The organism is Streptomyces sp. NPDC002787, assembly GCF_053592095.1.
This window is the reverse complement of record NZ_JBSFVC010000013.1, coordinates 169,917-192,945: the sequence shown is the minus strand read 5'-3', so window position 1 is coordinate 192,945 and position 23,029 is coordinate 169,917. Positions and strand designations below refer to the sequence as shown.

General features: G+C 72.0%; 20 protein-coding genes. 1 reads left to right on the top strand and 19 read right to left on the bottom strand.

Annotation, left to right across the window (positions count from 1 at the left end; genetic code table 11):
• Window positions 1-108 precede the first annotated feature (108 nt).
• From ACWD26_RS19945 to ACWD26_RS19900, 10 genes are all read right to left on the bottom strand, one after another.
• Complete coding sequence (locus ACWD26_RS19945; RefSeq protein ID WP_451271777.1) at window positions 109-1,299, bottom strand: 4-hydroxybenzoate 3-monooxygenase; 1,191 nt, start codon at window positions 1,297-1,299, stop codon at window positions 109-111.
• Window positions 1,300-1,485: 186 nt separating this feature from the next.
• Window positions 1,486-2,676, bottom strand: coding sequence for a type III PLP-dependent enzyme (locus tag ACWD26_RS19940; protein WP_451271775.1), 1,191 nt, complete (start codon window positions 2,674-2,676; stop codon window positions 1,486-1,488).
• Window positions 2,677-2,726: 50 nt separating this feature from the next.
• Window positions 2,727-4,487, bottom strand: coding sequence for an IucA/IucC family protein (locus ACWD26_RS19935; RefSeq protein WP_451271773.1), 1,761 nt, complete (start codon window positions 4,485-4,487; stop codon window positions 2,727-2,729).
• Window positions 4,488-5,681, bottom strand: coding sequence for an MFS transporter (locus tag ACWD26_RS19930; RefSeq protein ID WP_451271771.1), 1,194 nt, complete (start codon window positions 5,679-5,681; stop codon window positions 4,488-4,490).
• Window positions 5,678-7,441: an IucA/IucC family protein gene (locus tag ACWD26_RS19925; RefSeq protein WP_451271769.1), complete on the bottom strand. Its 1,764-nt coding sequence runs from the start codon at window positions 7,439-7,441 to the stop codon at window positions 5,678-5,680. The genes ACWD26_RS19930 and ACWD26_RS19925 overlap by 4 nt, the downstream gene beginning before the upstream one ends.
• Window positions 7,438-8,628, bottom strand: a complete 1,191-nt coding sequence (locus tag ACWD26_RS19920; protein ID WP_451271767.1) for an ATP-grasp domain-containing protein — start codon at window positions 8,626-8,628, stop codon at window positions 7,438-7,440. The genes ACWD26_RS19925 and ACWD26_RS19920 overlap by 4 nt, the downstream gene beginning before the upstream one ends.
• A gap of 87 nt (window positions 8,629-8,715) precedes the next feature.
• A complete protein-coding gene (locus ACWD26_RS19915) occupies window positions 8,716-9,729 on the bottom strand; it encodes an ABC transporter substrate-binding protein (RefSeq protein ID WP_451271765.1) in 1,014 nt (337 codons plus the stop codon).
• 52 nt (window positions 9,730-9,781) lie between these two features.
• The gene (locus ACWD26_RS19910) at window positions 9,782-10,603 is read right to left on the bottom strand and encodes an ABC transporter ATP-binding protein (RefSeq protein ID WP_451271763.1); all 822 of its coding nucleotides are present in this window, start codon (window positions 10,601-10,603) and stop codon (window positions 9,782-9,784) included.
• 178 nt (window positions 10,604-10,781) lie between these two features.
• On the bottom strand, window positions 10,782-11,831 hold the full coding sequence (locus tag ACWD26_RS19905; RefSeq protein ID WP_451271761.1) for a FecCD family ABC transporter permease: 1,050 nt from the start codon (window positions 11,829-11,831) through the stop codon (window positions 10,782-10,784).
• The gene (locus ACWD26_RS19900; protein ID WP_451271893.1) at window positions 11,828-12,796 is read right to left on the bottom strand and encodes a FecCD family ABC transporter permease; all 969 of its coding nucleotides are present in this window, start codon (window positions 12,794-12,796) and stop codon (window positions 11,828-11,830) included. Before ACWD26_RS19900 ends, ACWD26_RS19905 begins: the two co-directional genes overlap by 4 nt.
• Before the next feature lie 270 nt (window positions 12,797-13,066).
• Here ACWD26_RS19900 and ACWD26_RS19895 point away from each other — a divergent pair, with 270 nt between their 5' ends.
• On the top strand, window positions 13,067-13,957 hold the full coding sequence (locus ACWD26_RS19895; RefSeq protein WP_451271759.1) for a (2Fe-2S)-binding protein: 891 nt from the start codon (window positions 13,067-13,069) through the stop codon (window positions 13,955-13,957).
• A gap of 15 nt (window positions 13,958-13,972) precedes the next feature.
• Here ACWD26_RS19895 and ACWD26_RS19890 read toward each other — a convergent pair whose 3' ends face one another.
• The 9 genes from ACWD26_RS19890 to ACWD26_RS19850 all read right to left on the bottom strand — a co-directional run bounded on the left by ACWD26_RS19890 (window position 13,973) and on the right by ACWD26_RS19850 (window position 22,986).
• On the bottom strand, window positions 13,973-14,563 hold the full coding sequence (locus tag ACWD26_RS19890; protein ID WP_451271757.1) for a hypothetical protein: 591 nt from the start codon (window positions 14,561-14,563) through the stop codon (window positions 13,973-13,975).
• A 184-nt stretch (window positions 14,564-14,747) separates the two neighbouring features.
• Window positions 14,748-15,380 carry an MBL fold metallo-hydrolase gene (locus tag ACWD26_RS19885; protein ID WP_451271755.1) on the bottom strand — a complete coding sequence of 211 codons (633 nt, stop codon included), beginning with the start codon at window positions 15,378-15,380 and terminating at the stop codon, window positions 14,748-14,750.
• Window positions 15,380-16,465, bottom strand: coding sequence for an S-(hydroxymethyl)mycothiol dehydrogenase (locus ACWD26_RS19880; RefSeq protein WP_451271753.1), 1,086 nt, complete (start codon window positions 16,463-16,465; stop codon window positions 15,380-15,382). Before ACWD26_RS19880 ends, ACWD26_RS19885 begins: the two co-directional genes overlap by 1 nt.
• 63 nt (window positions 16,466-16,528) lie before the next feature.
• Window positions 16,529-17,395, bottom strand: coding sequence for a 3-hydroxybutyryl-CoA dehydrogenase (locus tag ACWD26_RS19875; protein ID WP_451271752.1), 867 nt, complete (start codon window positions 17,393-17,395; stop codon window positions 16,529-16,531).
• Complete coding sequence (locus ACWD26_RS19870) at window positions 17,392-18,669, bottom strand: NAD(P)/FAD-dependent oxidoreductase (protein ID WP_451271750.1); 1,278 nt, start codon at window positions 18,667-18,669, stop codon at window positions 17,392-17,394. The genes ACWD26_RS19875 and ACWD26_RS19870 overlap by 4 nt, the downstream gene beginning before the upstream one ends.
• The gene (locus ACWD26_RS19865; RefSeq protein WP_451271748.1) at window positions 18,666-18,983 is read right to left on the bottom strand and encodes a 2Fe-2S iron-sulfur cluster-binding protein; all 318 of its coding nucleotides are present in this window, start codon (window positions 18,981-18,983) and stop codon (window positions 18,666-18,668) included. The genes ACWD26_RS19870 and ACWD26_RS19865 overlap by 4 nt, the downstream gene beginning before the upstream one ends.
• Before the next feature lie 75 nt (window positions 18,984-19,058).
• Window positions 19,059-20,177 (bottom strand): alcohol dehydrogenase catalytic domain-containing protein, encoded by a 1,119-nt coding sequence (locus ACWD26_RS19860; RefSeq protein ID WP_451271746.1) that lies wholly within the window; start codon window positions 20,175-20,177, stop codon window positions 19,059-19,061.
• A complete protein-coding gene (locus tag ACWD26_RS19855; protein ID WP_451271744.1) occupies window positions 20,174-21,769 on the bottom strand; it encodes a class I adenylate-forming enzyme family protein in 1,596 nt (531 codons plus the stop codon). The genes ACWD26_RS19860 and ACWD26_RS19855 overlap by 4 nt, the downstream gene beginning before the upstream one ends.
• A gap of 8 nt (window positions 21,770-21,777) precedes the next feature.
• Window positions 21,778-22,986, bottom strand: coding sequence for a cytochrome P450 (locus ACWD26_RS19850; RefSeq protein ID WP_451271742.1), 1,209 nt, complete (start codon window positions 22,984-22,986; stop codon window positions 21,778-21,780).
• Window positions 22,987-23,029 lie beyond the last annotated feature (43 nt).

Genomic DNA, 23,029 nt, shown 5'->3' with positions numbered 1-23,029 from the left:
GCATTGCCGCGCGGGGCGAGGCGCCGACCGCCCCTTCCCGCCCCACGCCCCTCGACGCTGTGCGGACCGGTGCCGTGCGGACCGGTGCCGTGCCGGCCGGCCGGCCGCTCAGGAGCCGATGTCCAGCGACAGCCCCGTGTAGTTCTCGGCCAGTTCGGCCGCCGCGTGCCGTGATGTGGCGACGCGGTCGAGCTGGGAGAGCTGGAGCTTGGTCTCGAAAGGGGACTGGTCCGGGTCGGTGTGGAGGGTCGTGGTCATGAAGAAGGAGAAGTGCTCGGCCCTCCAGACCCGCCGGAGGCAGGTGCCGGAGTAGGCGTCGAGCAGTTCGGTCGAGCCGGTCTCCCTGAGCCGGGCGAAGGCGCGGGCCAGCACGATGACGTCGGTGGCGGCCAGGTTGAGCCCCTTGGCACCGGTCGGCGGCACGATGTGGGCGGCGTCACCGGCCAGGAAGAGCCGGCCGTACCGCATCGGCTCGGTGACGTGGCTGCGCATGGGCAGGACGGCCTTGGAGGTGACGGGCCCGCGCTTGAGCCGCCAGCCCGGGTTGGCGGTGAGGGCGAAGCGGGCGTCCAGCTCGTCCCAGATCCGTTCGTCGGACCAGTCGGCCGGGTCGGTGCCGTTCGGGACCTGGAGGTACAGCCGGCTGACGGACGGCGATCGCATGCTCGCCAGCGCGAAGCCGCGCTCGGAGTGGGCGTAGATCAGCTCCTCGTAGACAGGCGGGGCGTCGGCGAGGATGCCCAGCCAGGAGTAGGGGTACGTCCGCTCGTACGTCGTCCGCACGCCCTCCGGAACAGCGTTGCGCGCCACCCCGTGGAAGCCGTCGCAGCCGACCACGTAGTCGCAGGTCAGGGTCTGCTCGCGGCCCTCGTGGGTGTAGCGGATCAGCGGGCGCTCGGTGTCCGCGCCCTCCACCGCGTGTACCTCGGCCTCGAACAGCAGGGGGCCACCCTCGGCGAGCTGGAGGGCGATGAGGTCCTTGACGACCTCGGTCTGCGCGTAGACCCACACCCGGCGCCCGCCGGTCAGCTCGGGGAAGTCGACGCGGTGGCCGCGGCCGGCGAAGCGCAGTTCGATGCCGTCGTGGGGCATACTCTCGGCGTCCAGCCGCGCGCCGGCGCCGGCGGCGCGCAGCACGTCGACAGTGGCCTGCTCCAGGATTCCGGCGCGCTGGCGCTGCTCGACGTAAGCGCGGTCCTTGCGTTCCAGAACCACACTGTCGATTCCCGCGTTGTGCAACAGACGGGCCAGCAGCAGGCCCGCCGGGCCGCCGCCGATGATGCCGACAGTGGTGTGCATTGAGTACTCCTCGTCGTTGAGGACGAGCCGCGTCCCGTCCCCCGGGCCGACCTTGTTCGTCTGGTGAAATTCACTTCACTAAGTTGTACGCACGAGTCTGCGCCCGACCCGCCCGCCTGTCAACGGTCACACTCCCCCAGAGGGGTCAGGCGGGCGGCTGGTTCCGTCGGGGAACGAGAAGCAGGGTCAGCCGAGGAAGTGGAAGCCGGGGCGCGGGTGCATCAGGAAGTCGTGGTGCGAGATGTTCCACGCGTACGCGCCCGCGAGGGAGAACGCCACCCGGTCGCCTGCCCGCAGCCCCGGTGCATGGACGTCGCGGGCGAGGAGGTCCTTCGGGGTGCAGAGCTGGCCGGTGAGGCTGACGTACTCCCCCGCGGCCCCCGGGCGCGGCCACGGGTGCGGCCATTCCCCGACCGGGAGCACCGAGCACGGCTGGTCGTGCCCCTTGGTCGCGGGGGTGCGCAGATGGTGGGTGCCGCCCCGCACGACGGCGAACTCCTCGCCGTGGCTGTGCTTCACATCCAGCACCTCGGTGGCGTACCAGCCGCAGTACGCGGTCAGCGCCCGGCCGGGCTCGATACGGAGCGTCAGGTCCGGGTGGTCTTCGGAGAGTTGATCGAGGCCTTCACCGTACGCCTTCCAGTCGAAGCGGCTCTCGGGGTCGGCGTAGTCGACCGCCATGCCGCCTCCCACGTTCACCTCGGAGAGCGTGATGCCGAGCCCGGTCGACCAGTCCACGATCGAGCGGGCGACGGAGAGTTGCTCGGGGGCGTCGAGACCGCTCGCCAAGTGGGCGTGGACACCGAGCAGTTCGAGGTGCGGGTGGGTGCCGTCCGTGAGAAGGCGCAGCACCCGCGGTGCCTGTGCGGGATCCAGGCCGAATGGCGTGGGGCGGCCGCCCATGGCGAGCGAGCTGCCCGCCAGGGAACCGTCCGCCACCGCGAGGTTGAAGCGAAGCAGCACTCCCACCCGCGTACCGGGCGCCGTCTGCCGCGCCAGCTCGGCGAGCATGCGCAGGTCGTGCTCGCTCTCCACGTGGAAGCGTTCGACGCCTTGTTCCAGGGCCGTGCGGATCTCGTCCGGGGTCTTGCCTGGGCCGCCGAAGGCCAGTGGGCGGCCCGGGACGGCCTTGGCGACATGGGCGAGTTCGCCGCCGGAGGACACTTCGTAGCCGTCGACGTACGGGCCCAGCGCGGCCAGGATCTCCGGCTCGGGGTTGGCCTTGGCGGCGTAGTACAGCTCGACCCGTTCCGGCAGGGCGCCCCGTACGTGTGCGGCGTGTTCGCGCAGGGCGGCCAAGTCGTAGACATATGCGGGGAGTTCGGTGGGTTGCAGGGACAGGACGCAGTCGCGTACGGAGGGGGTGGGGAGGGTCATCGAGGGCTCCTGGCGTATCGCGGGCTCGTCGTTCGTCAAAGGCTCGCGGCTCATGGGGTGCCCCAGCGGAGGACGTCCTCGGCCAGGGGTGAGGGCAGTCGGACGTAGCCGGCCTCGCGGTCCGCCTTGCGTTCCCAGCGGGTGAGCAGGTTGGTCTTGGCGGGCAGGGGCACCCCGGCGAGGAGGGCGGAGAGGCGGGGCGGGCAGCCCTCCTCGTCCGCGTAGGCGCGGATGGTCGCGCGGACCGCCGCCCACAGGTCGGCCTCGGTCTCGGAGTGCAGGTCGGCGAGTGCGGCGAGCAGCTCGGCCACATGGTTGACGAGGAGGCAGTAGACGACGCGGTCCCAGCCGCGCTGGGCGTCGTACGACATAGGGCCGGCGACCTCGGGCGGGAGCGTGGCGAGTGTGTCGGCGTGGTGGTCGGGGACGAGCTTGGTGCCCTCCAGGTCGCGGAAGAGGACCTGAGCGGGCATTCCGTCGGTGTCGACGCAGATGAGGACGTTCTGGAGGTGGGGTTCCAGGACGAGGCCGTGGTCGAAGTAGGCGGAGAGCACGGGCGGGACGAGGAGCCGCAGATAGGCCCTCCACCAGGCCAGGGCGGCCTCGGGACCCGCTCCGCCGAGGAGGCGGGAGATGTGGGCGGCGCTGGTCGGGTACTCGTCGGCGACGGCGGCCGCGAGCAGCGGGGTCGTGCCGGACAGCAGTCGCCGGGAGAGGCCCTCGCGGACGATCACGCCGAAGCCTTCGAGGAGGGCCCGGTCGGGGGTGCCGTCGGGGCCGGGGACGGCGAGACTGCGGTAGGCGGGTTCGCGGAGCATGGCACTGCCGGGGAAGCGGGTCTCCAGGTCGGCGAGGGCCGGAGCGAGGAGGCGGGTGAGGCCGACGGCGCCGGAGAGTTCGTAACTGGCGTTCTTACGCAGACAGTTGGTGATGCGGACGTTGAGGCTGAACTTCAGGAAGGAGTCGCCGTCGAAGAGGGTGCGCACGGAGGCGGTGGCCGCGTACTCCCGGCCGCCGGGGCCGAGGTCGAGGATGTCGCCGCGTCCCAACGCCTCGCGCAGCAGCCGGTGTTCGCGCAGCATCTCGTACTGCCAGGGGTGGGCGGGCAGCAGACGGTAGCCCTCGGGGACGTCGCCGCGTTCCCGGTCGAGCACGGCGGTGGCGCCCGGCTCGGCGCTCTCCTCGGCGATGAGGTGGTCGCGCACCGCGAGGTAGCGCAGCGGGAAGGAGGCGCCGGCCTCGGGAGCGTACGACTTCCAGGCGTCGGCGTCGCCGGTGCGGGCCTTGGGCGTGGGGTGGAAGCGGTGCCCGAACAGGAGGGACTGCTCGGAGGCGAGGTAGTCCGGCAGGCCGTGCGAGGCGGGGTCGGCAGTGGTGAGAGCGGTGGGATCGCGGTCGGCGAGCGCGATGGTCTCGCGGTCGGCGAGCGCGGTGGCGAGGGTGCGGTGGCTGGAGTCGATCTGGTGCAGGAACTCGTCGTTGCGGACGCCGGTGCGCAGTGACAGCTCGTCGTGCGTGTACTCGGCGAGGCGGCGCCAGTCGAGTGCCGTCCAGCCGGTGTCGGACTGCTCCTGGACGGGGCCGGTGAAGCGGTGGGCGCCGAGCAGTGACGTACGGCGCAGCGCGATGCGGAGCAGCAGGCCGCGGCGGGGCAGGCGCAGCACGAGGTGGCCGTCGATGACGGCGGTCTGGTGTTCGGGGCCGGACACCTCGCGCAGCAGGCAGTTGAGGAGGGTGTGGGCCACGGCGTCGTCGGCGGTGGGGAGGGTGGGCCGATGGGCGGTACCGAGCGAGTCGGTGAGCGGGGGCATTCAGTGGCTCCAGCGGGTACGCGGTCGTGGGGGAAGGAGGGTCGCGAAGACGGTGAGGGCGGCTACGCCGCCGCCTATCAGCACCGGCGCGGCGGGGCCGAAGCGGGCGGAGCCCACGGCGGCGGTCACCCCGGCGGCGACGGCGCCGGCCTTGGAGAAGAACTCCAGGGAACCGAACAGCCCGCCGGGGGCGCGGCCCCGGGCGCAGTCGGCGGCCAGGACCGACAGGCCGACCATGGCGAGGGTGAGGCCCACCCCGAGCAGCAGCCGTACGGCGACGAGCGTGGGCAGGGTGTCGGCGACACCGTGCCCGGCCAGGCCGAGGGCGATGAGTGCGAAGCCGGCGGCCATACCGGGCCGGGGGCGGGTGCGTATCGCCCGGTGCACGGCCATGGCCGACACCAGGTAGCAGAGGTGCGGCAGGGCGAACAGCAGGCCGAAGAGCGCGGCGGAGGCGCCCGGGAGGCGTTCCTCGACGAGGGATATCAGGTAGGGGAAGGAGATGACCGTGGAGAACACGAAGGCGAACTCCAGCGCGTAGAGCCTGCGCAGCGCGGCCACGGGGGCCACGTCGGCGGTCTCCGCCTCCTCCTTCTCCGGCTCGGTGGCCTCGCGCGGTTCGGGCAGGGCGGCCAGGAGGAGGGCGGCGGCGAGCGGGAGCAGCGCGAGGAGGGCGTACTGGCGGTGCGGGGACATCCAGGGGGACAGCGCGCCGACGACGATCGGCGCGAAGACGAGGGCGGCCCGCGCACTGCCCTGCATCAGGGTCAGCGCCTTCGACAGACGCGGCCCCTCCAGGGCGGCACCCAGATAGCCGTTGGAGGCCGCGAAGGTGCCGCCGAGGATGCCCTGGAGGACCAGCGCCACGGTGAACATGGTGAGCGAGTCGGCCCAGCCGGCCAGCAGGAAGGAGACGGCGAGGCCCAACTGGGCCCGCAGCAGCAGCCGTTTTCGTCCGAAGCGGTCGGCGAGCCGCCCCCACAGGGGGGCCGCGAGCGCGCTGAACACGGTGGGCACCACGTACAGCACACCAGCCCAGCGGGCCGCGTGGTCGCCCAGCTCGGGCAGTATCTCGGTGAAGTACGGCGGCAGCCCGAGCGCGGCGAACGACGCCACGAAGTAGCAGGCGGCCACGGCGTGCACCTGTCGGCGGCCGAACGCGGGGCGAGACATCGCGAGCGCCTCGGCCGTCATGCCGGATCACCGTCCAGGAGAAGGTAGTTGGGGCCGGTGGTGTAGTGCTTGTTGATGTCGGCGGCGCCCGACCGTTCCTTGCTGAGCAGGGTTCCGGCGGTCACCATCGCCTTCACGGGCAGCTCGGGCGCGTTCAGCACCCGTTGGCGCAGGACGGCTCCCGCGTCGCCGCCGAGCCGGTCGACGGCCTCGGTGAGCCGGTCCCGGACGAGGCGCAGCAGCTGCGGCAGCGGGGCGCGGCCGTGCCGGGCGAGGCCGAACGCGTAGGCGCCCGCGCAGAGATGGAGGGTGATGGTGGTGAACACGTCGGTCGGCGCCCGGTCGTCGGGGCCGAAGGTCCGCGCGTCGTCGAAGCCCCAGGTGCCACCGCCGTCCCCGAGCTCGGCGGCCAGGCGTGTGCTGTTGATGCGCGGCCCGTCGTTGTCCTTCAGCAGCAGCCGCAGCTCGCCGGGCTCGGGGCCCAAGACCAGGGAGACGTTCTGCTGGTGCGACTCCAGCGCGACGCCGTAGCCGAAGAGCGTGGTCTGCCAGTCGAACAGCAGGGTGAGCACGGCGTCCAGCAGGGCGGTCGGGTCACCGCCGTGGAAGCGGTCGGCGAGGTGGTCGACGACCAGTCCCCCGCCGGGTGCCTCGGCGAGGAGGGCCGCCATGGGGAGGACGACCGCGTCGTCGAGGTCCGCCGGATAGCGGCGGCACAGTACGGCGAGCAGTTCGTGGTCGGCGTGTGCGTACACCGTCTCGTCGGCGTGCAGCACTCGGTCCTTGAAGCGGGGTTCCCGCTCGATCACGGCCTCCAGCAGCCGCTGTCCGGCGGCGCCGTCGACGAGGGTGCCGGGCTTGATGGAGCGCTTGTTGCGCAGGCCCAACGTGGCGGTGGCCAGGGGCAGTTTGAGGTGCAGCGAGGGTGCGGCGGCGGGCGCGACGGTGCGCATGGACAGTGTGGGCGTGACGGGGAGGTAGGCCCGGTCGGCGAGCACGGCCCGGTCCGCGAGGCCGGCCTCGCGCAGTGCCGCGTCGAGCGGCGCGCCGACCGTCAACGGGTGCACGGGCAGGGCGACATGGGTGCGGTCGAGGTCCGCGAGGCCGAGCCCGGAGGGCGTGGGCCAGCCATCCGGCAGTTCCCCGGCGACGGTGACCGACTCCCGGGGCAGCGCGATCCAGTGGAGCGCGAAGGTCGGGTGGAACTCGGGGGCGTGGTGGCGCAGTTGCTCCTCGTCCAGGCCGGAGCGGCCGCGTGCGGTCGGATAGACCGGGTGGTCCAGCCGTGCGGCGAGGGTCTCGTACGCGAGGCCGCCGCGCAGACCGGTCCAGTCGGCCAGGTCGGCGCCGTACAGCTCCGAGAGCCCGTCGGCGATCTCCTCTTTCGTGGCCTCGTGCAGCCGCATCGTCGCGAGGGTCTGGCGGCACTCCTCGGCGAACGCGTCGAAACCGTCGTGGTCGACGGGGTCGGCGAGGGCGCGCAGCTCGGTGAGGACGGTGTCGCAGGTGGTGAGGTGCGTGCCGGTCGACTCGCGTACGAGTAGGGGCAGTCGGGCGGCGTAGGTGTGCTGGAAGCCGTCCTCGGTGACGGGAAGGAGCAGGGCGTCGTCGGTGGCTGCGGGCAGGCGGAGCCAAGGGCCGTCCGGGCCGTGGACGAGCGTGCCGCGGGTGCGCAGGCCGACGACGTCCTCGCGGAGCAGGGCGCCGAGCACACGGGTGAGCAGCTCGGCCTCGGCGGGGTCCGTGGGCGCGAGCGTGGGGGTGGTGGCGACGGCGGTCACGGCTGGATCTCCCAGCGCTGTGCGGCGAGGAAGTCGGCCACGACCCGGTCGACGGTCTCCTGTCCGGTGCCGGTGGCGCGGAGGACGCCGAGGTAGTCGCGGTTGGTCGAGTACAGCTCGTGCCGTTCGCCGACCTCGCGCAGCGGACGGTACGTCAAATGAACGCCATCAACCGTGAGTTCGGTGGCGGAGGGGGCGGCGAGGAGGATGCCCGCCCGGTCGGCGCAGGGGTACTCCAGGCGGGCCGCGCCGTCGCGCCGGATGTCCAGGCCGGTGGGCAGCGGCTCGCCGAGGTGGGTGCGGAGGATGTGCTCGAAGAGCGGGAGGTTGAGGAGCTGGGCGAGCAGCAGGTCGCACTGGTCGCCGATGGCACGGTAGTTGACCTCGATGACGCGGGCCCGGCCGTCGTGCACGACGAACTCGGTGTGGCAGGCGCCGAACCCGACGCCCAGCGCGTCGAGTTGGGCGAGGATCTGCGCGACGACCGGCTCGGGGTGGGCCGGGACGAAGGTCAGCCGCTCCTCGATGAAGTACGGCGGCGGGGACAGCTCGGTGTGGAAGCCGCCGAGGACGTGCCGGACCCGGCCGTCGCCGAGGGTCTCCAGGGTGTACAGCTCGCCGGGCAGGTACTCCTCCACGACGAGGGTGAGACCGGGGCGGCGGGCCAGGATCTCCTTGCCGTGGGCCACGAGGCCGGAGGCGGTGTCGACCAGGACGACGTCCTCGCTGGCGACGCCCTCGCGGGGCTTGATCACACAGGGGTACGGGGCGTCGACGACGAGCGTGCCGGTCAGGTCGGCCGGATCGGTGATCTCGGCGGACCAGACGGTGTCGACGCGGGCGGCGGCCAGATGGCGGCGCATCTCGCCCTTGTCCTTGCAGCGCAGGGTGGCCCGCCAGTCCTTGCCGGGGAGTCCGAAGTATTGGGCGGCGAGGGCGGCCTGGGTCTGGAGATGGTCGCTGTTGGTGAAGACCGCGTCGGGCCGGTGGTGCGTGGAGATCCGGGTGACGACGGCGCGGAAGTCCCGTACGTCGCACCGCAGGATCTCGATCTCGGGGTAGGTGGCGCGGTGCGCGTCGGGCTGGTCGGTGAGGATCGTGACGTCCAGCCCGAGCCGCGCGGCGGCGGGCAGGAATCCCTCGGTGACGGAGTCGGTGGGGTTCAGGGCGAGCAGGTACAGGCGCATGGGGCGGGGCACGACTTCCGCTAGCGGGTGGGGGGTGGGCGGGGCGGGCCCGTCTCGTGGTGGGGCCCGCCCCGGGTACAGCGGGGGTTACTGCTTGGGCAGTTCGACTCCGGTGGCCTCGGCCACGTCGGCGAGCATCTCCTCGGCCGCCTGGACGCCGATGCCGGACATCCAGGTCTCGTCGGGGACCTCGAAGACCTTGCCGTCCTTGACGGCGGGCAGGTCCTTCCAGACCGGGTTGGAGGTGACCTGCTTCTTCTGGGTCTTGTCGTCGGCGTCGGCGGAGGTGACGAAGATCAGGCCGGCGTCGGCCTGGTCGATCTCCTCCGGGCTGACGTCCTTCATGGTCACGGCCGGGTCGTCGGAGATCTGCGACTTCGGGCGCTGGAAGCCGATGTCGTTCAGGACGACTCCGCTGTAGGAGTTGGAGGCGTAGAGGCGGGTCGGGCCGGCGACGAAGCGGACCACGGAGACGGTCGGCAGGGCGCCGCCCTTCTCCTTGACGGCCTCACCGAGCGCCTTGGCCTGCGTCTCGTACTCCTTCAGCTTGGCCGCGGCCTCGTCCTCCAGGCCCAGCGCCTCGGCGTGGACCTTGAGGTTCTCCTTCCACACACCGCCGGTGGTCTCGGTGAACACGGTCGGGGCGATGGCGCTGAGCTTGTCGTAGACCTTCTCGTGCCGGACCTTGGAGGAGAGGATCAGGTCGGGCTTGAGGGAGGCGATCTTCTCGAGGTTCGGCTCCAGGAGCGGGCCGACGTCCGTGGTGTTCTTGAGGTCGCCCTCCAGGTACGTCGGGAAGCCGCCCTCGGTCTTGAAGTGCGGGGCGACGGCGCCGACCGGGTCGACGCCGAGCAGGGTGACGTCGTCCAGCTCGCCGGTGTCGAGGACGACGACCTTCTTCGGCTGCGACGGGATCTCGACGTCGCCCATCACCGTCTTGAGGGTGCGGGGGAAGGCGGTGCTGTCCGCGCCGGCCTGAGCGGTGTCGCTTTCCTTGGTCGTGTCGTCGTCGCAGGCGGCCAGGAGGCCCGTGCCGAGTACGACGGTGAGCACTGCGGCGGCGGGGCGGCCGAATCCGCGCAGGGGAGATCGCTTGAGCATGAGGGGTGGTCTTCCTTGGTGGATGAGCGGTGAACGGGACAGGGATGTGCGGTCAGACGGGCGTGGGCGCGGTGGTGCGCCGGGCCGAGCCGCCCTTCGGGACGACCAGCGGTGTGCCGGTCTCCGGGTCAGGGATGACGCGGCAGTCCACGTCGAACACGGACTTGACCAGGTCCGCGTCGAGCACCTCGGCCGGTGGGCCGGCGGCGGCGAGGCGCCCGTCCTTGAGGACGACCATGTGGTCGGTGTAACGGGCGGCCTGTCCGAGGTCGTGCAGCACCATCACCACGGTGCGGCCGGCCTCGGCGTGCAGGGTGGCGACCAGATCGAGGACGTCGAGCTGGTGCCGAAGATCGAGGAAGGTGGTCGGTTCGTCGAGCAGGAGCAGCTCGGTGTCCTGCGCCAACGCCAGGGCTATCCAGGCGCGTTGGCGCTGTCCGCCGGAGAGCCGGTCGACGGGCTGGTCCCGCAGCACGGCCGTGCCGGTCCGCTCAAGGGCCTCGTCCACGGCCTTCTGGTCGGCTGCCGACCAGGGGCTCAGCAGCCGCTGGTGCGGGTACCGGCCGAGCCGTACGAGTGCCTCGACGGTGATCGCCTCCGGGGTGACCGGCTGCTGCGGCAGCAGACCCATGCGGAGGGCCAGCGTGCGGGCGGGCATGCGGTGGATGTCGGAGCCGTCGAGTGTGACCGTGCCGGCGGTGGGCGTGAGCAGTCGGCTCAGCCCTCTCAACAGGGTTGACTTACCGCATGCGTTGGGGCCGACGATGGCGGTGACGGCACCGCCGGGCAGCGTCAGGTCGAGCCCGCCGACCACGAGCCGGTCGCCGTAGCGCAGGTCGAGGCCCCGCGTGGAGAGCTGGTTGGTGGTGGTCATGCGGGGCTCCTGGGGGCGGGCGGGAGGCGACGGGCGGGGACGGGGTGGTTTTGGGGTGCGGTCTTCGGGTGCTGGTCCGGTGGGGGCTGGTCTTTCGGGGGCGCGGGGAACTGCGCGATCAGCCCCCACCCACCCGCACTCGCCGACGCACCGCAGACACCCCCCACCGACCGCGCCCTCACGCCCCACTCCCCCGCACCGGGCTGCTCTGCCGGAACATCAGCGCCAGCAGCCAGGGGGCGCCGAGGGTGGCGGTGGCGGCGCCGACCGGGAGGCCCTCGATGGGGAGGAGGTGCTGGACGACGAGGTCGGCGGCGAGGAGCAGGACGGCTCCGGTGAGGGCGGCCAGGGCGAGGGTCGCCGCGGTGGGCGGGCCGGTGAGGAAGCGGACGATGTGCGGTACGGCGAGGGCGACGAAGGTGACCGGGCCCGCGAGGGCGGCCGCCAGGGAGGCCAGCGTGACGGCCACGAGGAGGAGTTGGAGGCGGGCGGCGGAGGTGTTGAGGCCGAGGGCGCCCGCCGAGTCGTCGCCCAGGTCGAGCACGGCCAGACGGCGGTTGGTGATCAGCGCGGCGGCCAGGGTGAGCAGCACGGCGGCGCCCGCGCCCCAGACCTCCGTCCAGGTGCGGCCGTACACCGAGCCGGTCGTCCACTGGAGCGCCGAGCCCGCGAGCTCGGCCGGGAAGCGCACGATCATCAGGTTGACCGCGGCGGCCAGGCCCGCCTGGACGGCCAGGCCGGTGAGGACGAGCCGGGTGACGGCGAGCCCGGACCGCCAGGCGAACACACCGAGCAGCAGGGCGGCCAGCATGCCACCGGCCAACGCACCGACAGGGATGAGCAGTTGGGAGGCTCCTGCGGCGAGCAGCGCGACCGCGCCGAGCGAGGCACCGCCCGTCACGCCCATCACGTCCGGGGACGCGAGGGGATTGCGGAACAGCCGTTGCAGGACGCAGCCGGCCGCGCCCAGTCCGGCACCGGCCACGACGGCGGCGACCGCGCGCGGCGCCCGGAACTCCTGCACCACCAGCACATCGCCCGGATCGCCGAGCCCGACCAGGGCGGGCAGCGCGGTGGACGCGGGCATGCCCATCTCACCCGTGGAGACGGCGACCGTGAGCAGCACGAGCAGGGCGACGAGGCCGGTCGCGCCGTACGCGAGGAGGCGGGCACGGCCGGGCATGCGGCGCGTATCAGGTCGTACGGCCACCTTGTACGTCAGTGTCATCGGGCGACCTTCCGGGCGAGCAGGGCAAGCAGGGGCGCGCCGAGGAAGGCGGTGACGATGCCGACCTCCAGTTCCGCGGGGCGGATGACCAGGCGGCCCAGGATGTCGGCCGTGAGCAGGAGCAGGGGTCCGGCGATGAGGCAGCCGGGGACCAGGAGTCGGTGGTCGCCGCCGAGGAGCGGGCGGACGAGGTGGGGTGCGGCGAGTCCGATGAAGGCGACGGGTCCCGCGACGGCGACCGCCGATCCGGCGAGCAGGACGACCGCGATGCCGCCGGCGAGCCGGATGCGGGTGACCGGCACGCCGAGCGCCTGGGCGGAGTCGTCGCCCAGGGCGAGGGCGTTGAGGGCGGGCGCGACGGCCAGGGCGAGCAGGAGGCCGAGCACGAGGAAGGGCAGCACCGGCCAGAGCGTGTCGAGTTGGCGTCCGGCGATGGAGCCGGCCAGCCAGAAGCGTGCCTCGTCCAGGGTGCGCTGACTGGCCAGCATCACCGCCGATGTCCAGGACAGCAGGACGAGTTGGAGGACGGTTCCGCCGAGCGCGAGCCGTACGGGGTCGATGTCGCCGGCGCGGCGGGCCAGCGCCTGGGCGAAGACGGCGGCGCCGGCGGCCCCGGTGAAGGCGAACCACACGTACTCGACGGGGTCCGAGAGCTTCAGCGCGAAGATGGCGACGACGACCGCGAAGCCCGCACCGGCGTTGATTCCCAGGGTGGTTGGCGAGGCGAGCGGATTACGGGTGATTCCCTGCGCCACGGCACCCGCGACCCCGAGCGCGGCGCCGACCGCGAGGCCGATGACCGTGCGCGGCAGCCGAAGCCCCGTCACCACCAGCGCGTCCCGGCCCTCCCCGTGACCCGACAGCGCGTCGAGGACGGTGGACAGGGGTACGGAACGGGCTCCGAGGGCGAGGCTCAGCGCGGCGCAGAGCGCCAGTGCGCCGATTCCGCCGAGGAACAGGGGCAAGTGCCTCAGGGCACGCAGGGGTACGCCGGACGGCGCGGCCCGTTCGGTCGCAGTCACGAAACGTGAGCTTAGGTTAGGCATGCTTTAGTTTTCAACAGCTGGGGTTTCGCTGTGATCTACGCCGCCCTTGATCAACCAGTGAGTAACTTCGCTGGTCAGAACTGCACATGACTACTTCACACCTCGTTGGTCATCAGGCACGCGATCTTGTGGATAAGGTAAGCCTTACCTCCACTACTCGCCAAACCCCTTCACGCTCTGGAGTTACCGATGACCGTGGCCCCCCTGGACACCGCCCAGGCCGACACCGCCACTCGGGTCCCGGGCCTCCTCGCCGCCGCCTACCGCCGCTTGGACGCGGTGTGCGAGGTGCTGTCCGTGCGCATCGCGGCGCCCGTCCGCTCAGGGGTCCGGTCGTCCCTCACCCAGGAACTCCCGTCACCCCGAACAGCGGGCATCACAGTCGGCTTGACGGACGGTCAGGAAGCGATCGAGGCCTTTGTCGAGGCGGAGGCCGTCCGCATCCGGGACCGCTACGACCACACCGCGCCCCGGCATGTCGCCGCCTCCCGCGCCCTGCACGACTACGCCTGGTCGGTCGGCCTGCTGATGAGCGGCGTGTGGTACCTGGAGCGGCGCGTACCCCGGATCGCCCCCGGCGACATACGGGTCGACCTGGCGTCGGGCACGTACGAGATCACCCCCGGCGCCGACCTCCTCTGTCTGCCGGACGACCCGGCGGCGGACCTGCCCGGCACGCGGACCGTCGCCCACCAGGAGGCGCTGCGTGCCGAGTTGAGGGCCGCCGTCGCGGACCACATGGGACCGGTGCTGGAGGCGATCGGTCCGTACGTCCGCCGGGGCTCGCGCGCGCTGTGGGGCCTGGTCTCCGACGACCTGGTCTCCGGGCTGTGGTACCTCGGCCGTGTGCGGGGCGACGAGGCCGCCGGTGTGCGGGCCGCCTCGGAGGTCCTTCCCACCGCCCACGCGCCCTTCCCCGGCGGCGCCGACTTCCGCTCCCTGCGCACGAGCGACGGCCGTGAGCACCCGACCCGCACCCGTAAGGGCTGCTGCCTCTACTACACGATCCGCCCGGCCGAGGCCTGCTCCACCTGTCCCCGCACCTGCGACGCGGAACGGCTGCGCCGCCTGGAGGGCTGACCCGCGTCCGGCGCCTCAGTCCACGAGGTCCGGCTTCCAGGGCAGCACCCGGAAGTCACCAGTGCCGCCCCTGACCTTTTCGTACGGCGCGGAACTCACGCACGTGGGCAGGTCCTTGGTCACCTCCGGAGTGCCCACGGTGGCCCAGCTGTAGCCCAGGCGGTCGTGCCGGCCCTGGTCGTGCACGGTGAAGCCGACGCGGTTGCCCAGGGCTTTTGGCAAGTCGGTCCTGGTGATCACTCCGGTGGCGACGGCGACCTTGCCGCCGGTGAGCAGACAGTCGATCCGCCCTTCCGCCCAGTGTCCTTCGCCGCCCAGGTAGTGGCTGAAGCGGAAGGTGCCGGTGGCCCGCAGCGGGTCCATGGTGTGCTCGGCGGCGAGATGCGCGTCGATGGTGAAGGTGATGTCCTCCGCGGACGTCCGGGAGAGCTTGCCGGAACCGGTCAGGGCGGCCGCCTCCCGCGGCATCCCGGAGACGGGCCCGGGTGAACGGTCGGAGGCCGATGCCGAACCGACGACCGCGGATCCGGTGGCCGCGGCGGCGATCAGCACGGTGGCGATCGCGGCGGCACGGATTCGGGTGGCGGCCGGTAACCCATGAGTCATGACAAGACCCTTCGTCGTGGGTGTCGCCCGGAGTTCCGGGCGACACCCACGTTCCTCCGGTCGACGGCCCGTCACATCCGCCGCCGGTCGTCAGTGGCGGTCAGCCGTCAAGGGCACGCCGGAACCCGGCGTGCGTCTTGAGACGTACGCCGGTGTGCGCCCCCGGCCGCATCGCGCCCGACGGTCAGTGTCCTCGGGCGATCCACTCGTCCAGATGGGGCGCCTCGGCGCCGATGGTCGTGGAATCGCCGTGTCCCGTACGGACCACCGTGTCCGGCGGGAGGGTGAGCAGCCGGTCACGGACGGAGCGGATGATGGTCGGGAAGTCGGAGCAGGAACGGCCGGTGGCGCCGGGACCGCCGGCGAAGAGGGTGTCACCGGTGAAGACGGCGCCCAGGTCCGGGGCGTGGAGGGAGATGGCTCCCGGTGTGTGGCCCGGGGTGTGAAGGACGGTCAGTTCGGTTCCGGCCACGGTGATCCGACGCATGTCGGAGAGATAGCCGTCCGGGTCGCGGTCGGGGTGGGTGTGCTTCCACAGCAGGCGGTCGTCGAGATGGATCAGGATCGGCGCGCCGGTGGCGTCGGCGAGCGCGGGCGCCGCGTCGATGTGGTCGTCGTGGCCGTGCGTGCAGACGATCGCCGTGACCCGGCGGTCCCCGACCGCCGCCACGACGGCCTCGGCGTCATGGGCCGCGTCGATGACCACGACCTCGTGGTCGTCACCGACGATCCAGACGTTGTTGTCGACCTCCCAGGTGCCGCCGTCCAGGCTGAAGGTGCCGGAGGTGACCAGGCGGTCGACGCGGACGCCGGCCATCAGAAGACCACCACCGAGCGCAGTACGTCGCCGTGGTGCATCCGCTCGAAGGCCTGTTCCACCTGGTCGAGGGCGATGGTCTCGGTGACGAAGGCGTCCAGGTCCAGACGGCCCTGGCGGTACAGGTCGATGAGCATCGGGAAGTCACGGGAGGGCAGACAGTCGCCGTACCAGCTCGACTTGAGCGCTCCCCCGCGACCGAAGACGTCGAGGAGGGGCAGTTCGAGCTTCATCTCCGGGGTGGGGACACCCACCAGGACCACGGTGCCCGCCAAGTCACGGGCGTGGAAGGCCTGTTCGTAGGTCTCGGGACGGCCCACCGCGTCGATGACCACGTCCGCGCCGAAGCCGCCGGTCAGTTCACGGATCGTCTCGACGGCGTCGGTTTGCCGGGAGTTGACGGTGTGGGTGGCGCCGAGCCGCTTCGCGGTGTCCAGCTTGCGGTCGTCGATGTCCACGGCGATGATCCGGGCCGCGCCGGCGACCCGGGCGCCCATGACGGCGGCGCCGCCGACACCGCCGACGCCGATCACGGCCACGCTGTCGCCGCGCCCCACCTGTCCGGTGTTGATGGCCGCGCCGATGCCCGCCATCACCCCGCAGCCGAGCAGCCCGGCCGCCGCCGGGGAGGCCTCGGGGTCGACCTTGGTGCACTGGCCGGCCGCGACCAGCGTCTTCTCCGCGAACGCGCCGATCCCCAGGGCGGGAGAGAGTGCGGTGCCGTCCAGCAGGGTCATCCTCTGCTTCGCGTTGTGGGTGTCGAAGCAGTACCAGGGCTTCCCTCGTCGGCAGGCCCGGCAATTGCCGCACACGGCACGCCAGTTGAGGATCACGAAGTCGCCCGGCGCCACATCGGTCACCCCCTCCCCCACCGACTCGACGACCCCGGCCGCCTCATGACCGAGCAGGAACGGGAACTCGTCGTTGATCCCGCCCTCCCGGTAGTGCAGATCGGTGTGGCACACCCCGCACGCCTGGATCTTCACCACGGCCTCGCCCGGCCCGGGGTCGGGCACGACGATCGTCTCGATCCGTACCGGGTCGCCCTTCCCGCCGGCGATGACGCCTTGGACCTGCTGGGGCATGGTGGGGCCTTCTTTCTGCGAGGTGATGTCCGGGTGTGGTTCGAGGGACGCGGAGGGGGCGGCTCAGACCGCCGAGTACGCGTAGAAGCCCTGCCCCGACTTCCGGCCGAGGCGTCCGGCGGCGACCATGCGGCGCAGCAGCGGCGGGGGCGCGTACAAGGGCTCGGCGTGTTCCTCGTACAGGGACTCGGCGATGGCCTGGGCCGTGTCGAGGCCGATGAGATCGAGGAGTCGGAGCGGGCCCATGGGGTGGGCGCAGCCGAGTTCCATGCCGTGGTCGATGTCCTCGGCGGTGGCCGTGCCCGTCTGGACCATGCGTACGGCGGAGAGCAGATACGGCAGCAGCAGGGCGTTGACGATGAATCCCGCCCGGTCCGGGGCCTGGACAGCCGTCTTGCCCAACCGCTCGACGGCGAAGCGACGGGTCCGGTCGAGGGTGTCGTCGCTGGTGGTGAGGGCGGGGATGATCTCCACCAGTGCCTGTACGGGGACGGGGTTGAAGAAATGCAGCCCGACCACGCGGTCCGGCCGCCCGGTGGCCGTGGCGAGGTCGGTCAGCGGGATGGACGAGGTGTTGCTGGCGAGGATCGCGTCGGTGCCCGCGAGGATCTTGTCCACGTCCTTGAAGAGCGCGCACTTCAGGTCGCGGTCCTCCACGGCGGCCTCGATGACGAGGTCGCGGTCGGCGAGATCGCCCAGGTCGGTGGAGTAGGAGAGCCGGTCGACGGCGCGGTCGCGGTCGTCGTAGGTGAGCTTGCCCCGGTGTACGGCTCTGTCGAATGAGGCTTCGATGCGGCGGCGTCCGGCCTCCACGGCAGGCAGGTTCACCTCGACCACCAGCACGTCGAGCCCGCTGCGGGCCACCGTCTCGGCGATGCCGGAGCCCATGAGTCCGCAGCCGAGGACGCCGACCCGTCGGATGTCCGTCATGCGAGAGCCTTCCGTTCCGGGTCGGTCGCCCGAGCCAGGTGGCCGCGCAGGGTGAACCCGGGCTCGGTGGCGTCGTCGGCGGTGACCGTGACGCCCGCGGCCAGCAGCCGTCGGGCCGCCATGTGGTCGGCGGGGCGGTTGACGGACTCGACGGCGATCAGGGCGGACTTCCGGAAGCAGAGCACCGAGAAGCCCTTGCCCGTGTCGTCGCCCAGGACGGCCGTCCGGTCGTGTCCGGTCGACAGGCCGGCGATCTGGAGCCTCAGGTCGCCCTGGTAGCTCCAGAACCAGGGCAGCGCGTCGTACGGGCGTGGCGCGCCGGTGAGCCGGGCGGCCAGGCAGCGGGCCTGGTCGGCGGCGTTCTGTACGGACTCCAGCCGGATCCGCCGTCCCCCGCCGTGGTGGTCGCCGTGCGGGTCGGGGAAGGCCGCGCAGTCCCCGATCGCCGAGATGTGCGGGTCCGCGGTGGACAGGTGCGTGTCCACGACGATCCCGTTGTCGGTCTCCAGGCCTGCCAGGGTGGCGAGTTCGGCGTTGGGGAGGACACCGATACCGGTGACCACCAGGTCGGCGGGAATGGTCATCCCGTCCGCCGTGCGGACGCCGGTCACCCGGCCGTCCGAGCCGAGGATCTCGGTGGGCGCGGTGCCCATCAGCAGCCGGGTGCCCTGCGCCCGGTGCCGCTCCGCGAAGTGGGCGGCGGTGGGTGCGGAGACCGCGCGGCCCATCACCTGGTCGGCGATGTCGAGCACGACGGGACCGTTCCCGGCGGCCCGGCAGGCGGCGGCGAACTCCAGGCCGATGAACCCGGCTCCGATCACCACCACGTTCCGCACCTCGTCCAGCCGCCGGCGCAGTTCGTCGGCCTCGGCACGGGTCCGCAGGTTGATCACCCCGGCGAGCCCGCTGCCCGGCAACGGCAGTGGACGGGGCCGGGAGCCGGTGGCCAACACGAGGTGGGCGTACGGGAGTTCACCGTCGTCGTCGAGCGTCACCCGCCGCCGGGCCCGGTCGAGCCCCACGACCCGACGGCCGACGAGCAGGTCGATGTCGCGGTCGGCGTAGAACCGGTCGGCGCGGATTGTGAGTTCGCCCTCTGGCAGCTTTCCGGTGAGGTACTCCTTCGACAAGGGGGGCCGCTGGTAAGGGAGTTCGGGTTCGTCGCCGACGATCGTGAGGGGGCCGGTGAAGCCCGCGTCGCGCAGTGACTCGGCGGCCTGGACGCCCGCCTGGCCTGCGCCGACGATCACGATCCCGGGTTCGGTGGTCGTCATGTCTGCGCTCCGGGTACGTGTATCACCAGGTCGCCGACCCGGTCGGTGAGGGTCAGCTGACAGCTGAGTCGGCTGTTGTCCCGCCGTGGCTCGGCCGTGCAGTCGAGAAGTTCGTCCTCGTCGGCGGCCGGGTCCGGGAAGAGGTCGGCTTCGGCGGCGTAGACATGGCAGGTCGCGCACATCAGGTTGCCGCCGCACTCGGCGACGATGCCCCGGACACCGGCCGCGACCGCACCGCGCATGACGGTGGTGCCGGGCGGCAGGTCGAGCACGGTCCGCGTGCCGTCCTGTTGCACGTAGGTCACCTTGGGCATGGCGAGGTCTTCCTCTCGTTCCTGTGGGGGTGGTGGTGCGTTCCCGCGGCGACGGCGGGACAACGGCCGTACCGGTTACGCCGTGGTGACCGGGCTGACGATGAAGTTGCTGAAGCCACCGTTGCGCTCGGCCGTGCCGCTGATCGCGTCGTTGACCTGCTCCAGGGGGTAGACCTGGTGTTCGAGCGGGCTGAGGTCGAGCAGTCCGGCCGCGACCAGGTCGGCCATGTCCTGGCCCTCGCCGGAGGTGAACCAGGCCGAGCCGATCAGCCTCAGCTGCTGGTCCATCATGCGGTGGACGTCCATCGGCACATCACCGGCGATGGCACCGATGTTGACCGCGACTCCGCCGCGCGCCAGGGCCCGCATGCCCGCGAGGAACGTCTCGTGCGGGGCGCCCGGGCCGAGCGCGTCGATGTAGATGTCCGCGCCGTGGCCGCCGGTCTCCGCGCGGACCCAGTCGTCGAGCGGGCCGTCGTCGAGGGAGTGCAGGTGGAAGCGGCCGGGGGCGAGCTTGTCGACCTGCTCCAGGAGGTTCCGGTCGCGGCCGGTGCCGTAGACGTGGGTCAGTCCGAGGGCGGGTGCGAGCAGGGCGGCGGCGATGCCGAGGGTGCCGCTGATGCCGTTGATCAGGACCGTCTTGCCGGGGCCCGCGCCGGCCTTGCGCAGCGCCGAGTACATGGTGCCGATGTAGCCGAAGCGGGCGGCGGCGTTGAAGGAGAGCTGATCGGGCAGCTTCACCAGGGAGTACGCGGGAGCGACCATGTATTCGGCGAGGCCGCCCTGGTAGCGGTCGAGGAGGCCGATGGCCGTCTGGGAGAAGCCGAAGTAGCCGGCGAAGGCGTAACTGGCGCAGTTGATCGAGTCGTTGTTGCGGCAGGACCGGCAGGAGCCGCAGCTGCGGCCCGGGTTGACGTACACGCGGTCACCGACCTCGAAGCCCTCCACGCCCTCACCGACGGCGTCGATGACACCGGCCGGGTCCAGACCGAAGATAGCCGGGAGGGTCGGCAGGGGGCTGTGCGGGAACCACGTGGTCCACATCGTCAGGATGTTGGCGAGGTTGGGCACGATGTTGACGGCGTGCACGGCCACGCGTACGTCGCCGGCGCCCGGCACGGGGACGGGGACCCGCTCGATCCGCATGGGCTCGCCGACATCGTGCATCCGTGCTGCCCGCATGGTCTCCGTCATGGTCTCTCCTGGGTGTGCGGCTCTGCTGGGGTGGTGGTGTCGCCAGTCGTCGTGGGGTCGCTGGTGGGGGTGCCGCCGTCGGCCGGGGACCGGTCGGCGGACAGTTCGGTGAGGTCGCTCAACGCCTTGCGCTGGAGCTTTCCGGTGGCCCCTCGGGGCAGTGCCGGGACGACACAGAGCCGACGCGGCCACTTGTGGCGGGCGAGCCGGCCTTCGAGATGCCGGCGGACGTCGTCGAGCGTCGGCTCGGGCGCGCTCGCGACGACGTAGGCGGTGACGAGTTCGCCCCAGACGGGGTCGGGGGTGCCGCCGACGGCGACTTCGAGGACGCGCGGGAGGTCGACGAGTGCGTTCTCGACCTCCGCCGGGTCGACGTTCTCGCCGCCCGTGATGACGAGTTCCTTGGCGCGTCCGACGACTTCGAGCCGCCCCCGCTCGTCGTAACGGCCCCGGTCGCCGGTGTGGAACCAGCCGTCGGCGTCGGTGACGGGCAGCGGTCCCGTACGCGTCCGGTACGTGGACGCCACGGACGGTCCGCGCAACCAGATCTCGCCGACGCTGTCGACGGGTGCGGCCGTGCCCTTGTCGTCCACGACGATCAGTTCGACGTGCGGCACGGGCGGCCCGGCGGAGGTCGGCCGGTCGGCGACCTCGTCGAGCGCGGCATAGGTGACTCCGGCGCTGGACTCCGTCAGACCGTACGAGTTGACGACCTTGACGCCGCGCTGAAGGAGCCGGGTGGTCGTCGACGACATCGCCGGGGAGCCGCCCGCCAGGACCCAGCGCAGCGAGTCGAGGTCGGGGCTGTCGAACCGGTCGTGCCGGGTGAGGAGGGACAGCATCGCCGGTACGGCGAAGGCGGCGGTGACGCCGTGCTCCCGGACCAGGTCGATGAAGAGGCCGCCGTCGAACCTCGGTGCCAGGACGACGGTGCCGCGCTCGGCCCAGGTGTATTGCGGCAGTCCGCCGAGTACGGCCACATGGGCCAGGGGTGTGGCCACGAGGACGACGTCGTCCTCGGTCACGGGCAGCCGGGCCATCCCGTTGACCATGCTCCAGTGGAGGTTGTCGTGGGTGAGCTGGGCGCCCTTGGGTCGGCCCGAGGTGCCGGAGGTGAAGGCGATGATCGCGGCCTCCGAACCTGCGGGCGGTACGTCGACGTCCGCCGGGGGTGCCTCGGGGTCGCTGATCTCCTCCCACGCCAGGCGGAGTTCCGTCGCCGGCGGGAGCGTCTCCAGGAAGGCGGCGTCGGCGACGATCGCGCGCGGTTCGGTCTCCTCGCGGACGACGTCCAGTTCACGCCCCGTCATCTGGGGGTGGACGGGGACGAGGACCGCGCCCATCCGCGTCACGGCGAACATCGTGACGATGGCCTCGGGCCGGGCCTCCCCCCGCATCACCACACGGTCGCCTCTGCGCACGCCCCGGTCGGCGAGGCGGCCGAGGGCGCGGCGCACCGCGAGGTCCAGTTCCCCGTACGTCCAGGTCCGGTCCTCGAAGACGAGGGCGACGCGGGATCCGGCCTCGGCCGCGTGGGCGGGGAGCCGGGCGCCGAACCAGGTGCCCGGCGGGGCGCTGATGTTGTCGGACAACGTCGCTCCTAGTGGCGTTTCCAGCGGACGGGCAGGTTCAGTACTCCGCGGAAGACCCAGCCGCCGACCCGAACCGGATCGTCCGAGGCCAGTTCGAGGCCGGGCAGCCGCCGGAAGAGGGTGGGCCAGGCGATCTCGCCGACCTCGTGGCGGGCGACCCAGGTGCCCATGCAGAAGTGGGGTCCGCCGCCGAAGGCGAGGTGGGCCCTCTGCTCACGGTCGATGTCGAAGCGGTCGGGCTCGGGGAACACGTCCTCGTCCCGGTTGGCCGCGCCTATCACCAGGGCGACCCGAGAGCCGGCCGGGATGCGCACGCCGGACAGCTCGATGTCGTCGGTGGTCTGGCGGGGATACATGCCGATCGGGGAGATCCAGCGGACGGTCTCCTCGAAGACGTGCCGCCACCTGGCCGGGTCGGCCTCGACCGCGGCGCGCTGCTCGGGGTGGGTGAGCAGGGCCCAGACTCCGGCGGTCAGCACGTCACGGGGCTCGTTGATGCCCCCGCCGATGATGACCTTGATGTTGTTCTTGATCTGCTGGAGCGTGGGCGGGTCCTCGGCGTGCAGCATCGAGGAGATCACCGAACCGTCGGGCTCGTCCCGCAGCCGTCGTACGGCTTCGTCGACGGCCTCCTCGACGGCGCCGGCCGCCGCGAGGGCGCGGTCCCAGACCTCGGGGATGTCGGCGTAGTTGCTGTTGCCGTCCATCATGTCCTGCGACCAGCGGATCATGTCGGCGGCCGGGACGTGTGGAATCCCCAGCAGGTGCGCCAGGTTGGTGGCGGCGAAGGGGCCGGCGAAGTCGGCGAACAGGTCGGCCTCGCCCTTGGCGGCGAAGGAGTCGATCAGTTCGTCGGCGGTGCGCTGGAAGATGGGACTCCAGTCGGTCTTGACCCGGCGGGGCCGGGCCGGCGGCTCGGCGGCGGCCCGCAGTCTGCGGTGCTCGGGGTCGTCCTCGCGGAGCATGTTGGCGCCCATGACCTTCAGGACGAGGGAGTCCTTCTCGCGGGAGCTGAACAGTTCCGGGTGCTGTTCGGCGAAGACGACGTCCTCGTGCCGGGTGATCAGATAGCGGCCGGCGGCGGGGACCCAGGCCACGGGGGCCTCGTGGTGAAGCCTGCGGTAGATGGGATAGGGGTCGTCCCAGAGGTCTTCGAGACGGATGCCCTGGGCGAAGTCGTTCGCCTGGTCCTGCTCGTGGTGCGCGTGTGTGGTCACGACGTTCGCCTCCCGTGGTGTCGTACGTGACTCCCCCGGGCGG